The following is a 13,950-nucleotide window of genomic DNA, read 5'->3' as shown; positions in this document are numbered from 1 at the left end:
GTAACCGGCCAGCGGCACCGTCCCCGGCCACACGGACCGTGGGTGCGAGAGCTGGATCGGGCGAGCGTGACCCGGGTGCGTGGCTGGGGTGTGAGAGCTGGATCGGCCGTCGTGGTGAGCGAGTGCTTGGCTTGGTCTGAGAGGCGGATCGGTGACCCGCTCGTGGCGGGTGGGTTCCGACGGCGGAAAATCAAGAATCGCGCAGTCGCGCCTGCGCCCGGGGACGCCGACTAGGGGCGATGCGCTTCCGCGAGTCGGTGACTGCGCGAAAATTGAGTTTGCACATCCGCAGACTCTTGGAACCGACCGGGCGCTGGTCCCCGTCAGTGATGCAGGATCGATGTCCCGCGGCGGCCCTGAGCACCTGACGGCGAGCACGTTGGGCCCGGAACCTCCGGATACGGCCTGCCAGGTGCCGCTCAGGCCGAGTCCGGGGGAGAGCAGGAACCCCCATCGGCCTCCACCATCGATGCGGACGCGGAGCGCGTCAGCGGATCATCGCGCTGGCCATGCCGGTGAAGTAGGGCACCAGCCAGATCGCCCACACGAGTACGGAGAACCGGTGGAAGGTGGCCCGCGCAGCCGGGGAACCCTTCGCCAGAACGCCGATCGCCCAGGCGAGGTGGATGCCCATCAGGATGAGCGCCAGCCCGCCGGTCACGGCCATCAGCGTGGTCAGCACGGACGCCGCCCCGGTGGTGGTGTACGTGCCCGAGCCGGCGATCTGGGACATCAGCCACGTCCCACCGGCGTCGCACAGGAAACCTCCGGCGAACAGGGCGACGTGCAGCGGCCGCAGGGTGCCGCTGCGACGCTCGCCCCACACCCCCGCGGTGTAGAGCAGGAGCGCGGCGGTGATGAGCACAATGGCGGGGATCAGCATGTCTTCGACGCTACGGACGCCCGCCCCGACGCCCATCGCCCAACGGATGCGACTCCGCTCCATCGTTCGGTTGACCCGGCCGGCGCCGCACGGCGGCCAAGGACGCGGCGGGGTAACGTGACGCACGTGTTCGACCGTCACCCGGTGCCGCCCGGCGCACCCTCGGCAGCCGCCCGCGCGCTGCAGTTCGGCGAGCACGCGCTGTTCGCGCTGCTGCTGTTCATCGGGGTGACGCAGGCGGCGGCGAACGGCGACCTCACCGGCCCGCTGATCGGGCTCGTCGCCGCCTTCACGGTCTGGTACGTCCTGGGCGCGGTGTTCGCCGCCCGGATGCCCAAGCGCTGGGTCGCGCCGCTGTGGTTCGCGGTGCTGGCCGCGCTCTGGGTCGCCGCCGCGATCCACGCGCCGTCCCTGGCGTGGCTCGCGTTCGCCCTGTGCCTGCTGGCGCTGCACCTGCTGCCGTGGGTCCCCGGGGTGATCACCGTATTCATGGTCACAGGCATGGCCATCATCGTGCTGTGGCCCACGGCGTCCAGCCCCGTCTCGGCCGTGCTCGGACCCGTCATCGGCGCGTTCGTGACGCTGGGGATCACGGTCGGGTACTCGATGATCCTCAAGGAGTCGGCGGCCCGCGGCCAACTGCTGGAGGAACTCTCGGCCGCCCAGGCCGACCTGGTCGCGGTGCAGGAGGAACTCGCCACCGCCCAGCGGGACGCCGGCGCGCTGGCCGAGCGCGCCCGCCTGGCGCGCGACATCCACGACACCCTGGCGCAGGGGTACTCCTCGATCCTGCTCCTGAGCCGCGCCGAGCTCGCCACCGAGCCCCCCAACGCCGCCCTGCTCGCCCAGATCGAGCAGCTGGCGGGGGAGAACCTCGTGGAGGCGCGCCGCGTCGTGCACGCGCTCAGCCCGGCCCAGCTGGACGAGGCGCCGCTGCCGCAGGCCGTCCGCCGGCTCCTGGACCGGCTCGCCGCCGAGTCGGGGATCCGCGCCGACCTCGAGGTCTCCGGGGATCCGCGGCTCTCCTCCATGAGCGTCGACGTCGCCGTGCTCCGGCTCGTCCAGGGCGCGCTGGCCAACGTCCGGCAGCACGCGGACGCCGACCGCGTCGTCGTGTCGCTGGCCTACGAGCCCACCGAACTGCTCATCGACGTCGTGGACGACGGCGTCGGCTTCGACCCCGCGGTCCCGCCGCTGGCCGGGGACGCCGGGGGCTTCGGCCTGCGCGCCCTGCGCGAGCGCGTCGCCCAGCTCGGTGGGCGGCTCTCGGTCGAGTCGCGCCCCGGGGAGGGCGCGGCGGTCGCCGCCTCGATCCCCCTGGACGGCGGCGGCCGATGACGACCGTCCTCGTGGTGGACGACCACCCCGTCGTCCGCGCCGGGCTCGTCGCGCTGCTGAGCACCCGGCCCGGCATCGAGGTGGTCGGGCAGGCCGGCACGCAGGCCGAGGCACTGTCGGCGTTCGGACGCGAGCGCCCCGACGTCGTCCTCATGGACCTGCAACTCGGCGCCGACGACGGCGTCTCCGCCACGCGCCGGCTCCGAGAGCGCGACCCGCACGCCCGCGTCCTCATCCTCACCACCTACGACACCGACGCCGACATCGTGAACGCCATCGAGGCCGGCGCGGTGGGCTACCTGCTCAAGGACGCCTCCCCGGACGCCCTCGGCGCGGCCGTCGAGGCGGCGGCCCGCGGCGAGACCGTGTTCGCGCCCGCCGTGGCCGGACGCCTCGCCCGCCGCGTGATCGCGCCGCCCGACGAGCTCACAGAACGGGAGCGCGAAGTGGTCGCGCTGCTCGCCCAGGGCCTCACCAACCGGCAGATCGCCAAGCAACTGTTCCTGTCCGAGGCGACCGTGAAGACGCACCTGGTCCACATCTTCACCAAGCTGAACGTCGACAACCGGACGGCCGCGGTGGCCGCCGCCCGCGAGCAGGGCCTCCTGCGCTGACCGCGACCAGAGGCATGCTGCCCTGTCAGCGACGAGGGCCGTTGCCTGCCGACGACGCAGGGCCTGCCGCACTGTGAATGCCACCAGGGCGGGCTGCTGGGGGCCACGAGGGCGAGCCGTGCCCATCGCGCCGCGGTCCGACGGCCGCGCGCCCTGACCGGGCCCAGACGGCGCGAGGCCCGCGGGACGGCGTCCCACGGGCCTCGCGATGAACCGATCAGCGGGTGAAGTCCGCCAGCGTCGCCTTGGCCTGGTCGAGCCAGACGGTGTAGGTGGCGATGGAGTCCTGCGCCTTCTTGACCGCCTTGGCGTCGGAGCGGGCCTCCGCCTTCTCGATCTTGGTCTGCAGCTTCTCGATCTCCGCCGAGAGCATGGCCACGGTCTCCTCGGCGCGGTGCCGCGCCTCGGGGTCGGTGCGCTTCCACTCCTCGGCCTCGGCCTGCTTCACCGCGTTCTCGATCGCGCGCACCCGGTTGTCCAGGCCCCGCATCGCGTCCCGCGGCACCTTGCCCAGGGCGTTGTACTCCTCGATGAAGGAGCGGTAGGCCGCCCGGCCCTCGTTGGGGTCGGAGACGGGGAGGATCTCGGCCTCGGCCTTGTCCAGGAGCGCCTGCTTGGCCGTCAGGTTGCCGCCGAACTCCGCGTCCTGCGCGTTCTGCGCCTCGGAGCGGGCGTTGAAGAACTGATCCTGGATTCCGCGGAACTCCGCCCACAGCTTGTCGTCGGCGTCGCGCTGGGCGGAGCCGGCCGCCTTCCAGCGCGCCATCAGGTCGCGGAACGCGCCCGAGGTCGGGCCCCACTCGGTCGAGTCGGCCAGGCCGCGGGCCTCCTCGATGATCTGCTCCTTGATCGCCTTGGCCTCGGTCCACTTCGCCGACTGCTGGGCGAACTGCGCCTTGCGACGGCGCGTGTACGTGGTGCGCGCCGAGCTGAACCGGTGCCACAGCGCGTCGTCGGTGGCGCGGTCGATGCGGGGGAGCGCCTTCCACTCCTCCAGCAGCTGCCGGAACCGGTTGACGCCACCGCGCCAGTCGTTGCCGCCCGCCAGCTTCTCCGCCTCGGCGACCATGGCCTCCTTGGCCTCGCGGGTCGCCTCGTGCTGCTTGGCGCGCTCGGCCTTGCGGGCCTCGGCCGCCTCCGCCAGCTTGGGGGCCATCGCCTCGAGGCGGGTCGTGAGGCTCGCCAGGTCGCCGACCGCGTTCGCGTCGCTCACCGACGACCGCAGCGTCTTGATCGAGTGCCGGGCGTCGTCGGGCGACACGGCCCCGGACGCGAGCCGTTGTTCCAACAGGGTGATCTCGAGATCGAGGGCCTCGAAGCGGCGCACGAAGAAGGCCAGGGCCTCCTCGGTGGACACGTCTGGCACCTGCCCGACGGCGCGTTCGCCGTCAGCGGTGGTCACATAGACGGTGCCGTCTTCCTCGACGCGACCGAAGCTCGCCGGTCCTGCGGAGTCACTCATGAACTCCATCTTGCCCGAAAACGGGCGGACTTCGCGTGCTGCCCACCCCGATAAGGTGGGAACCATGTTCCTCGCGTCGTTCCCGGCAGGCCCGTGGCAGGCCAACTGCTACCTGTTCGGGCTGACGGACGGGCACGTGGTCGTCGTGGATCCGGGCGTGGACGCCGCCGAAACCGTGCGGCGGGCCGTCGAGGAGCACGACCTCACCGTGGACGCCGTCCTGCTGACCCACGGCCACATCGACCACGTCGCCGAGGCCGCGCAGGTCGCCGACCACTTCGGCGTCCCGGCCTGGCTGCACGGCGCCGACCGGGAACTGCTGACCGACCCGAGTTCGGGACGCGAGCAGATGCAGCAGATGATCGCCCAGCTCGGCGTCGAGGTGCGCGAGCCCGCCGACCTGCGCCTGATCGAGGGCGGCGAGACGCTGCACGCGGCGGGCGCCGACTTCGACGTGGTCCATGCGCCGGGGCATCGGCCCGGCTGCGTGCTGTTCCGCGTCCGGCCCGACGAGCCGCTCGAGGGCGACCTGGACGAGCTGATCTTCACCGGCGACGTCGTGTTCGCCGGCTCCATCGGACGCACGGACCTGCCCGGCGGCGACGACGCGGTGATGCGCGCCACGCTGCGCGACGTGGTCCTGCCGCTGCCCGACGCCGCCGCGTTGTTGCCCGGTCACGGCCCGACCACCACCATGAACCACGAACGCACCACCAATCCCTACCTTCAAGAGGCGTACCTGACGTGAGCATGCGCACCAAGCCGCTGTCCGGCTTCCCCGAGTTCCTCCCCGCCGGTCGCATCGCCGAACTGGCCGTGCTGGACACCCTGCGCGAGACGTTCGAGCTCCACGGGTTCGCGCCGATCGAGACCCGCGCCGTCGAGACCATGGACGCGCTCACCCGCAAGGGGGAGATCACCAAGGAGGTCTACACCGTCCGCCGGCTGCACGCCGTCGAGGGAGAGGCGCCTAAGGACGATCTGGGGCTGCACTTCGACCTGACCGTGCCGTTCGCCCGCTACGTGCAGGAGTTCGCCGGCCACCTCGCGTTCCCGTTCCGGCGCTACCAGATCCAGAAGGTCTGGCGCGGCGAGCGGCCCCAGGAGGGGCGCTACCGCGAGTTCACCCAGGCCGACATCGACATCGTCGGCGACAACACCCTCGCTGCGCACCACGACGTCGAGGTCGCCCTGGTGATGCTGGAGGCCTTCGAGCGGCTGCACACCCGCTTCGGGCTGCCGCCGGTGGTCATGCACGTCAACAACCGCAAGCTCGCCGAGGGCTTCTACCGCGGGCTGGGCGTCGAGGATCACCTTGCCGTGCTGCAGCGCGTCGACAAGCTCGACAAGATCGGTCCGGACGCCGTGGCGAAGCTCCTGGTCGACGACCTGGGCATAAGCCCCGAGGCCGCCGCGAAGTGCCTGGAACTGGCCACCATCCAGACGGCCGACACCTCCTTCGTCGAGCAGGTGCGCGCCCTGGGCGTCGAAAACCCGCTGCTCGACGAGGGCCTGGCCGCGCTCGCCGAGGTGGTGGACGCCGCCGCGAAGGCCGTCCCCGGCCGGCTCGTCGCCGACCTCAAGATCGCCCGGGGCCTGGACTACTACACCGGCACCGTGTACGAGACCGAGCTGACCGGCTTCGAGTCGCTGGGCTCGATCTGCTCCGGCGGCCGCTACGACTCGCTCGCGACCGACGGCAAGCGCACCTGGCCGGGCGTGGGCATCTCGATCGGCGTCTCCCGCATCCTCGCCCCGCTCATCGGCAAGGGGGAGTTCGTCGCGTCCCGCTCGGTGCCGACGTGCGTCCTCGTGGCCGTGGACGCCGAGGACACCCGCGTGGCGTCCAACGACGTCGCCGCCCGGCTGCGCGCGCGTGGCATCCCCACCGAGGTGGCGCCCAAGGCGGACAAGTACGGCAAGCAGATCCGCTACGCCGACCGGCGCGGGATCCCGTTCGTGTGGTTCGGCGACACGGTCAAGGACATCCGCACCGGCGACCAGAGCCCGGCCGACCCCGACACCTGGACGCCGCCGGCCGAGGACCTGACGCCGAGCATCGCCCGGGGCTGAGGCGCGTGGGCTACCTCGACGATCTGTTCTCGCTGGCCGGCCTGCGCGCGCTGGTCACGGGCGGCTCCTCCGGCATCGGCTTCGCGCTGGCGCGCGCCCTCGGCGGGGCCGGTGCGGCCGTCACGATCGTCGGGCGCGACCCGGCCCGTCTCGCCGACGCCGAGGCCCGGCTCGCCGCCCTCGGGGTCCCGGCGGTGACCGTGCGCGCGGACCTGGGGGTTGCGGCGGACCTGGACCGCGTCGCCGGGGACGCTCGCGAATCCGACATCCTGGTGAACTGCGCCGGGGTGAACCCGCGCCCGCCGCTCGCCGAGACGACGGAACCTGAACTCGCGGAGGTGCTCGCGGTCAACCTGCTCGCGCCCTTCCGGCTCGGGCAGGCAGCCGGCCCCGCCATGGCCGAGCGTGGTTTCGGGCGGATCATCAACGTGGGCTCCCAGCAGAGCATCAGCGCCTTCGGGAACTCGGGGGTCTACGGGATGGGCAAGGCCGGGCTCGCGGGCCTGACGCGATCGCAGGCCGAGGCGTGGTCGGCGCACGGCGTGACCGCCAACACGCTCCTCCCCGGCTTCGTGGCCACGCCCATGACGGCGGCGACGCTCGCGATCCCGGGTAGGGCCGAGGCGCTCGCCGCGCGCAGCATGGTCGGACGCAACGGCGTCCCGCAGGACTTCGAGCCTGCCGTGGTGTTCCTGGCGTCCCGGGCGGCCGGCTACGTCACCGGCGCGCTGCTGGCCGTCGACGGTGGCTTCAGCGTCCACTGACCACGCACGATCTGACCGAGGGGACCGGACCGTGCCTCACCTACCATGGGTCCGGTGACCGCACAGACCCCCGCGCGCCGGCCGCTCCACCTGCCCCAGCTCGCTTTTTACTGCTACCTGCTCGCCCCGATCACGGCCGGCTTCGGCGGCATGCTCTTCCTCAACGCCAGCCGGTACGCCGGAGGCGGTGGCCACCCCGGGCGAGTGACCTGGGTCGAGTGGCAACTCCTGATCGGGGGCGGCCTCGTGGTGCTGGGGATCGTGCTGCTCGGGGTGGGCCTGGTCCTGAGCGGCGTCCGCCACCTCGCCGAGCAGATGCTGCGCGGGGCCTGAGCGACCGGCGCCTCTGCCGGCGTCGATTTGCCCCACTGTCGCCCGCCGGGGCAGCATGGGGGAGTCACATTCCCGACGAACGGACCTGAGATGACTGATCTCGACACCAGCCGCTGACCCGCGCTGACCGTCGAGCCACGCTCCGGTGCAGCGCCTCCAACCGCTGAACCGTCGGGAGCATCATGTCCATCCAGTCCGCGATCGTGCTCGATCGCCTCACCTTCGCCTTCCCCGGGGACGAGCCCGTCCTGGACGGGCTCACCGCGTCCTTCGCTGCAGGACGCACCGGCCTGATCGGGGCCAACGGCACCGGGAAGACCACCCTGTTCCGGCTGATCGCCGGCGAACTGACCCCCACGTCGGGCACCCTCACCGTGGCCGGGAACGCCGAGGTCGGATACCTGCCGCAGAACCTCACCCTGCGCACGGACGCCCAAGTCGCCGACCTGCTCGGCATCCGTCCGATCCTGGACGCGCTCGACGCGCTCGAGGCCGGGGACGCCGACCCGGCGCACTTCGACGCGATCGGCGACCGCTGGGACGCCGGCGAACGGGCGCTGGCCCGGCTGTCGGCCGTCGTCGGCACCCTCGGCGAGCCCGGGGACCTGCGCCGCAGGGTCGCCAGGCTGTCGGGTGGCGAGACCATCCTGACCGCGCTGGTCGGGCTGGAACTGGCCCGCACCCCGGTCGTCCTGCTGGACGAGCCCACCAACAACCTGGACGCCGCCGCGCGCGACCGTCTGTACGCGCTCGTGGACGGCTGGCGCGGCACCCTGCTGATCGCCAGCCACGACCTGGACCTGCTGGAGCGACTGGACGCCACCGCCGAACTGCGGTACGGCGCCCTGACCGTGTACGGCGGGCCGTACTCCGCCTACGCCGAGGCGCTGGCCGTGGAGCAGGAGGCGGCGCGCCAGGCCGTCCGGACCGCCGAGCAGCGGGTGAAGGCTGAGCACCGCAGCCGGATGGAGGCCCAGACCAGGCAGGCGCGCTCCACCCGGCAGGGCCGAGCGGCCCGGGACAAGGGCGACGTGAAGGTCGTGTTGGACTTCCGGCAGAACCGCGCCGAGAAGTCCCAGGCCGACGACCGGGCGATGCACGCGGCGCGCGAGGCCGCGGCGCGGGCGGGTCTGGCCGACGCCGAGGCCCGCGTCCGCGACGACGACCGGCTCACGCTCACCCTGCCCGACCCGCAGGTCGGCTCGGGGCGACGGCTCGCCGAACTGCGCGGCACCGACCGCAGCGTCGTGATCGCCGGCCCCGAGCGGGTCGGGCTCGTCGGGCCGAACGGGGTGGGCAAGACCACGCTGTTGCGCGCCCTGGTCGCGGGGGAGCCGTCGCACCTGCCCGCGGACGCGGTCGCGCTCACCGACCGCATCGGCTACCTGCCCCAGCGCCTCGACGGCCTGCGCGCGGACCGCACGCCGCTGCAGGAGCTCACCGCCCGGGCCCCGCACGTCCCCGACCGGGAGCTGCGCAACGCCCTGGCCAGCTTCTCCCTGCCCGGCCCGCTGGCGACCCGGCCCATCGGGGCGCTGTCGGGCGGGGAGCGGTTCCGGGTGGCGCTGGCCGCCCTGCTGCTCGCCGAGCCGGCCAACCAGCTGCTGGTGCTGGACGAGCCGACCAACAACCTCGACCTGGACACCGTCGAGGCCCTGGTCGGGGCCCTGGACGCCTACCGCGGCGGCCTGCTGGTGGTCAGCCACGACCGGGCGTTCCTGCGCCGGCTCGGGCTGACCCGGGTGCTGGAGCTGGACGCCGACGGCGGGCTCACCGACCGCGACGCCGCCTGATCGGGGGGCCCGACGGCCACGAGGGCCGCGGCGGCGCCCCGAGCGGGCGCGTCGCCGGGTCAGGGGCGCGTCACTCGGCGATGCGCGGGTCGAACGGCATGCCCTCCCACGAGGTGCGCACCCAGGCGGCCGAGGGCAGGTCGGTGAACTTCCAGTTGTTCAGGTCGCCGTTGCCGGCCATCACGTTGAGGTAGTACAGGTCGTTGCCGGGCGGCGCGACCGCGGGGCCGTGCCAGCCGTACGGCACCAGCACGACGTCGCCGGAGTGGATTTCGGCCAGCACGTCGATCGGGCGGTCGTCGGAGGAGAACACCCGCTGGTAGGCGGCGGCCGGACGCTCACCCTCGCCCTCGAGCTCGAAGTAGTAGACCTCCTCGAGCTGGGTCTCGTCCTCGGAGTCGACGTCGTGCTTGTGCGGCGGGTAGGAGGACCAGTTCCCGCCGGGGGTGTAGACCTCCAGCGCCATCAGCTTCTCCGAGCGCAGCGTCCCGGTGCGCATCAGGTACTCGTGCGCCATCCGACTCATGGTGCCCGCGCCGCGGCGCGCGATCGGCGCGTCCTCAGCGGCCAGGAACTGGACCGGGTACTGCCCGCTCGCCCGCGCGGAGGTGAAGGCGACGCGCCCGCCGTCCGGGGCGGTGATGCTGAACGTGGAGGCGGGCGGCAGGTAGAGGGTGTCGGTGGGGCCGTCGAAGACGTCGCGCCGCCCGCGCAGGTGATGCTCCTGGCCGTCGACGGCGATGTCGAACGCCCCGGCCAGCGGGATCGCGAGCCACTCCTCCTCAGCGGTGGCCAGTTCCGCCCCGGCCCCGGGTCAAGGGACAGGACGCGGAGGCCGCTCTGGTCCCAGCCGGCCCGCTCGGGCGGCAGGAAGACGTCGAAGCCCTCGTCCGCGGCGCTGCCGGCCGGCAGGAAGTGTTCGGTCATCGCAGGAAACCCTTCTCTCGTGTCCGGGCAGGATACGTGCCGCTCCCGCCGCGGCGCAGGCGATACCCTCCCGGCGGTGTCGGCCGTCCGTCGTGAGGTCAGAGCGGGTGGTGGACCCACACGTTGGGCTCCACGTAGACGGCGTAGTCATGCTCGACGACGCACTGCACCGGGACCAGCGCCTCCGGCACGACGACCGGGCCGGTGCGATCGAACGGCAGCCTGGTCCACTCGCGCCACTGGGCGAGGGTGCCCGGGATCGCCATCGCGCGCGGGGCGACCCCGACGATGCGCCCGCCCGCGCGGACGTGCACCCGCAGCCAGGCGTCCTCGGGCAGGCCGTCGGGCCGCACCCGGGCCGCGTACTCGCTCATCGGCACCTCGGGTACGAGGTGCTTGCCGGACGGGCGCACCGGCGCCACCAGGTCCGCGAAGCCCAGCCGGGCGGCCCGCTCCCGCATCGCGTCCAGCATGCGCGCCGAGAGCCCCTGGCGCTGGTGCGCGGTGGAGACCGTGATCTCCAGCGCGGAGACCAGGTTGCGCTCGCGGCCGAGCTGACGGTCGCGGGCCGACCGCCAGATGACGCCGTCCCAGCCGTCCAGGGGAAGCTCGCCGGCGGCGGGGTCACCGTCCCAGGCGAACGGGACCATGTACGCCCGCGCGATCGCCCGGTCGGGTTCGGCGGCGTCGTAGGCCACCAGCCCGAACTCGGGGTGGGCGATCCGGTTGTCGCTGTAGTAGAGCAGGCCCACCGTGTCCTGGTTCATGAACTCGGGCCACGGGTCGGTCTCGGGGAAGTTGGAGGAGAGCTCCGGCCGCTCCGCCGTGGACACGATGCGCAGATCCATGCCGCGATGCTAGCCGGGCGCCGATCCGGTGGGCGTCCAGGGGTGGGACGACCGCGGGGGTGGGGCCGACCAGCGTCGACCCCACCCCCGCGGCTCACCGGTGCGTCAGGAGCGGCCGCCCAGGAGGGCCCGCGTCGCCGTCACGCCGTCGGCGGCCTCGAAGGACGCCGCCAGCACGGGGGCCGTCGGGGAACCGTTCAGGTCGCCCTTGCCCTTGCCCGTGGCGTTCGTGACCGCCAGGAACGTGATGTCGGTCCGACCCGAGGACACCTTCACGACCTTGCTGCCCAGCACCTTGGAGCCGTCCCACAGGTAGACCCGCGCCGTTCCCGCGCGCGGGGTCTGCAGCGCGACCCGGACCGAGCCGCCCGAGATCGAGCTCGACAGGATCTTCAGGTCGTGCTTGGCGGGCGCGAAACCGCCCAGCGGCACCTGGTCCGCCGCCGACTGCAGGATCGACTGCGGCGACTCCACCGAGCGGGCGGCGGTGTCGGGCAGCGTCGGCGCCTTGGGCTTGGCGCCCTTGTCCGCGACGTCGAGGGTGATGATGCCCCAGCGCCACGGGTCGGCCCGCATGCCCGGGAACGTCGACCAGCCCACGCGGTTCTGCGCGGCCTTGTTCTGGGTGTCGGAGTCATTGACGACGACGTTGAACCCGACGTGCTGGGGATCCAGGTTGTCCGGCAGCACCGAGAACGGGATCTTCACCTCCATGTCGTAGCCCGTGTAGGCCTCGGTGGTGTCCGCCATCACGACCGCGACCTGCATGCCCGGGGCCGTGATGTGCGCCTCGCCCTGCCAGTTGTCGCGGTCGCGCCCCACGCCGGGAGCGCCGGTCATGGAGTCCATCGACGGGAAGATGCCGCCGATGAAGGTCTGCGCGGTGTTGCCCGCGGTGCCGCGCGGGTCGACGTAGATCTCGACCGAGTCGGTGCGCCGCTGCCGCTTGTTGTCCTCCTTGGGCAGGATCGTGCCGCGGATGTCGTCCTTCACCTGCAGGAACAGGTAGAGGTTGGCGTCGTCGTGGGTGATCCACGTCTTGCAGCTGATCGTCGGGTTGGTGCCGCCCATCGGGGAGCCGTCCCAGATCGTGTCGACGAGGATCGGCTCGCCCGGGTACTCGTCGGCCCCGCGGACGCCGTTGATGACCGGCGCCACCGCCGCCTTCTGCACGGCGTGGGTGGGGACGAGGTTCATCGTCACGTTGCGGTCGGCGCTACCCAGCGAGCTGGTCGCGTGGACGCCGACGGGCCAGCTGCCCTTGTTGGCCGGGCGGTTCGCCGTCGGGATCGACGTGTCGGTGTTGGACGCCTTGAACGCCAGGGACGTCGTCTTGCCGGCCGCCAGCCCGGAGTAGGGCAGGGAGCGCGGCGTGATGGCGAACCCGGACGGCATCGTGATCGCCACGTCGCCGGACTGGGACTGGTTGGAGAAGTTCTCCACCACGATCTCCAGGTCCCGCGTGCGGCCCTGACCCACGGCGAACAGCTCGGGCACGAGGACGTCGAGATGCTTGAACCCGAGCGCGGCGGTCCAGTTGCGGAACTCCTGGATCTCGGGCAGCGGCTTGACGGAGGCCTCCACGGCGCCGGCGACCCGCATCTGGGCGAACGACGTGCCGGAGGCCCCGCCGCTCGTCAGCGTCGCCTCGACGCGGACCTGCGTGCCGACCGTCGCATTCGCCGCGGCCGTCACCTGGAACGTGGCCGTGTGGGACGCCCCCTGCTTGAGCGCCGGCACCGACACGGGCCCGCTCACCGTCCAGCCCGCGGGGGCCTTCAGGGTGAGCTGCCCGCCGGCGAGCTTGGACGCCGCCGTCACGGTGACGCTCACCGGGACCGCCTGGGTCGGGACCGCCTCGAAGTGGCCGGGGCGGACGTCGATCAGCGTGCCCAGCGGCAGGCCGCCCGAGATGGCCAGGGCGGCGCCGCGCAGCGCGGCGTCGTTGCCCGACTTCGGGTCGACCACGGGGCCGCGGGAGTGGATGACGGTGAACCAGGTGTTGGCGATCTTCGTCGGGTCGGTCGTCCCCGGGGCGAAGGAGCCCCAGCCCTGGGAGACGTAGGCCCAGCGCGACATGTCCAGCATCTGCGACCAGCGCTTGCCGTTCCGCTCGCTGAACGTGCCGTTCCAGCACCCGAAGACCACATCGGACGCGACGGTGGGCGTGTACCCCGTCGCGAGACTGCCCTCGCCGGCAGGGCCCGAGCCGTTGGCGCCGGTGCGGAGCAGGCGACGCGGCGTCCAGGTCGAGAACCCCTCGGCGAAGTGCTCGGGGAAGCGCTTGGGGTCGCCGGCGGCCTCGTACGCCTCGACCGCGAACATCGCCGCCTGCTGGTGGTTGCCGTGGTTGCCCTCGACGGCGGACGGGTTCATGGTGATGATCACGTCGGGGCGGGTCGCGCGGACCACGCGGACGATGCGGTTGAGCACGGCCTCGCCGCCCCAGACGCTGTAGGACAGGGGAGCGCTCGCGGTGTAGTAGAAGTCCAGGCCGTCGAGGTTGAAGATGTTCTCGATGCCGGCGTAGCCGACGGCGGTGCGCTCCTCGGCCTCGCGCAGCATGCCGAGCGGCGGGCCCTCCTCGAGGCCGACCGCGTTGCCGCCGCCCTCGCCGCGGGTCACCGTGATGACGCCGGCCTTCATGCCGTGGTACTCGTTCCACTGCCCGAGCGCGGCCAGCGTGGAGGCCTCGTCGTCCGGGTGCGCGCCGATGAACAGCACGTTGAGCTTCACCGCGCCACCGGGGGCCGCGAGCGCCTGCTCGGCGGGGGTGAGCGAGGCCCAGTCGAGGCCCGTCATGGCCGCCGCGAGGCCCAACCCGCCGCCGGCCTTGAGCACGGTGCGGCGGGAGAGGGAGTGCGGCGGATGGAGCTGAGGATCGTTCATCTCGATCGTCCTTTCGCAGGATCGTC

12 protein-coding genes are annotated in these 13,950 nt (G+C 72.7%); 7 read left to right on the top strand and 5 right to left on the bottom strand.

Annotation, left to right across the window (positions count from 1 at the left end; translation table 11 throughout):
• Positions 1-487: 487 nt before the first annotated feature.
• Complete coding sequence (locus G7070_RS16515) at positions 488-883, bottom strand: HsmA family protein (RefSeq protein ID WP_166234649.1); 396 nt, start codon at positions 881-883, stop codon at positions 488-490.
• A 126-nt stretch (positions 884-1,009) separates the two neighbouring features.
• On the opposite strand from G7070_RS16515, the gene G7070_RS16510 reads away from it, so the two are divergent.
• Positions 1,010-2,221 (top strand): sensor histidine kinase, encoded by a 1,212-nt coding sequence (locus tag G7070_RS16510; RefSeq protein WP_206079840.1) that lies wholly within the window; start codon positions 1,010-1,012, stop codon positions 2,219-2,221.
• Positions 2,218-2,835 (top strand): response regulator, encoded by a 618-nt coding sequence (locus G7070_RS16505; protein WP_166234648.1) that lies wholly within the window; start codon positions 2,218-2,220, stop codon positions 2,833-2,835. The genes G7070_RS16510 and G7070_RS16505 overlap by 4 nt, the downstream gene beginning before the upstream one ends.
• Before the next feature lie 217 nt (positions 2,836-3,052).
• On the opposite strand, the gene G7070_RS16500 is transcribed toward G7070_RS16505, so the two are convergent.
• A complete protein-coding gene (locus G7070_RS16500) occupies positions 3,053-4,297 on the bottom strand; it encodes a DUF349 domain-containing protein (protein ID WP_166234647.1) in 1,245 nt (414 codons plus the stop codon).
• Between the two features lie 64 nt (positions 4,298-4,361).
• Between G7070_RS16500 and G7070_RS16495 the strand changes: the two genes are divergently transcribed.
• The 5 genes from G7070_RS16495 to G7070_RS16475 all read left to right on the top strand — a co-directional run bounded on the left by G7070_RS16495 (position 4,362) and on the right by G7070_RS16475 (position 9,260).
• Positions 4,362-5,045, top strand: coding sequence for an MBL fold metallo-hydrolase (locus G7070_RS16495; RefSeq protein WP_166234646.1), 684 nt, complete (start codon positions 4,362-4,364; stop codon positions 5,043-5,045).
• A gap of 2 nt (positions 5,046-5,047) precedes the next feature.
• Positions 5,048-6,370, top strand: a complete 1,323-nt coding sequence (gene hisS / locus G7070_RS16490) for a histidine--tRNA ligase (protein ID WP_166235416.1) — start codon at positions 5,048-5,050, stop codon at positions 6,368-6,370.
• Between the two features lie 5 nt (positions 6,371-6,375).
• Positions 6,376-7,134 carry an SDR family NAD(P)-dependent oxidoreductase gene (locus tag G7070_RS16485; protein ID WP_246227177.1) on the top strand — a complete coding sequence of 253 codons (759 nt, stop codon included), beginning with the start codon at positions 6,376-6,378 and terminating at the stop codon, positions 7,132-7,134.
• Between the two features lie 54 nt (positions 7,135-7,188).
• Positions 7,189-7,467 carry a hypothetical protein gene (locus G7070_RS16480; RefSeq protein WP_166234645.1) on the top strand — a complete coding sequence of 93 codons (279 nt, stop codon included), beginning with the start codon at positions 7,189-7,191 and terminating at the stop codon, positions 7,465-7,467.
• Positions 7,468-7,649: 182 nt separating this feature from the next.
• Positions 7,650-9,260: an ABC-F family ATP-binding cassette domain-containing protein gene (locus tag G7070_RS16475; RefSeq protein ID WP_166234644.1), complete on the top strand. Its 1,611-nt coding sequence runs from the start codon at positions 7,650-7,652 to the stop codon at positions 9,258-9,260.
• 70 nt (positions 9,261-9,330) lie between these two features.
• Here the strand turns inward: G7070_RS16475 and iolB are convergent, their stop codons facing one another.
• The 3 genes from iolB to G7070_RS16460 all read right to left on the bottom strand — a co-directional run bounded on the left by iolB (position 9,331) and on the right by G7070_RS16460 (position 13,924).
• The gene (gene iolB, locus G7070_RS16470) at positions 9,331-10,020 is read right to left on the bottom strand and encodes a 5-deoxy-glucuronate isomerase (protein ID WP_246228108.1); all 690 of its coding nucleotides are present in this window, start codon (positions 10,018-10,020) and stop codon (positions 9,331-9,333) included.
• 265 nt (positions 10,021-10,285) lie between these two features.
• On the bottom strand, positions 10,286-11,035 hold the full coding sequence (locus G7070_RS16465; protein ID WP_166234643.1) for an N-acetyltransferase: 750 nt from the start codon (positions 11,033-11,035) through the stop codon (positions 10,286-10,288).
• Positions 11,036-11,140: 105 nt separating this feature from the next.
• Positions 11,141-13,924 carry a PIG-L family deacetylase gene (locus G7070_RS16460; protein ID WP_166234642.1) on the bottom strand — a complete coding sequence of 928 codons (2,784 nt, stop codon included), beginning with the start codon at positions 13,922-13,924 and terminating at the stop codon, positions 11,141-11,143.
• Positions 13,925-13,950 lie beyond the last annotated feature (26 nt).

This window comes from Propioniciclava coleopterorum, from assembly GCF_011393335.1.
Lineage (GTDB): Bacteria > Actinomycetota > Actinomycetes > Propionibacteriales > Propionibacteriaceae > Propioniciclava > Propioniciclava coleopterorum.
This window is presented reverse-complemented; position numbering and strand designations above follow the sequence as displayed.

Coding starts and splice junctions, on each gene's coding strand:
- G7070_RS16515 (WP_166234649.1), bottom strand. CDS start 883: ATGCTGATCCCCGCCATTGTGCTCATCACCGCCGCGCTCCTGCTCTAC.
- G7070_RS16505 (WP_166234648.1), top strand. CDS start 2,218: ATGACGACCGTCCTCGTGGTGGACGACCACCCCGTCGTCCGCGCCGGG.
- G7070_RS16500 (WP_166234647.1), bottom strand. CDS start 4,297: ATGAGTGACTCCGCAGGACCGGCGAGCTTCGGTCGCGTCGAGGAAGAC.
- G7070_RS16495 (WP_166234646.1), top strand. CDS start 4,362: ATGTTCCTCGCGTCGTTCCCGGCAGGCCCGTGGCAGGCCAACTGCTAC.
- hisS (WP_166235416.1), top strand. CDS start 5,048: ATGCGCACCAAGCCGCTGTCCGGCTTCCCCGAGTTCCTCCCCGCCGGT.
- G7070_RS16475 (WP_166234644.1), top strand. CDS start 7,650: ATGTCCATCCAGTCCGCGATCGTGCTCGATCGCCTCACCTTCGCCTTC.
- G7070_RS16465 (WP_166234643.1), bottom strand. CDS start 11,035: ATGGATCTGCGCATCGTGTCCACGGCGGAGCGGCCGGAGCTCTCCTCC.
- G7070_RS16460 (WP_166234642.1), bottom strand. CDS start 13,924: ATGAACGATCCTCAGCTCCATCCGCCGCACTCCCTCTCCCGCCGCACC.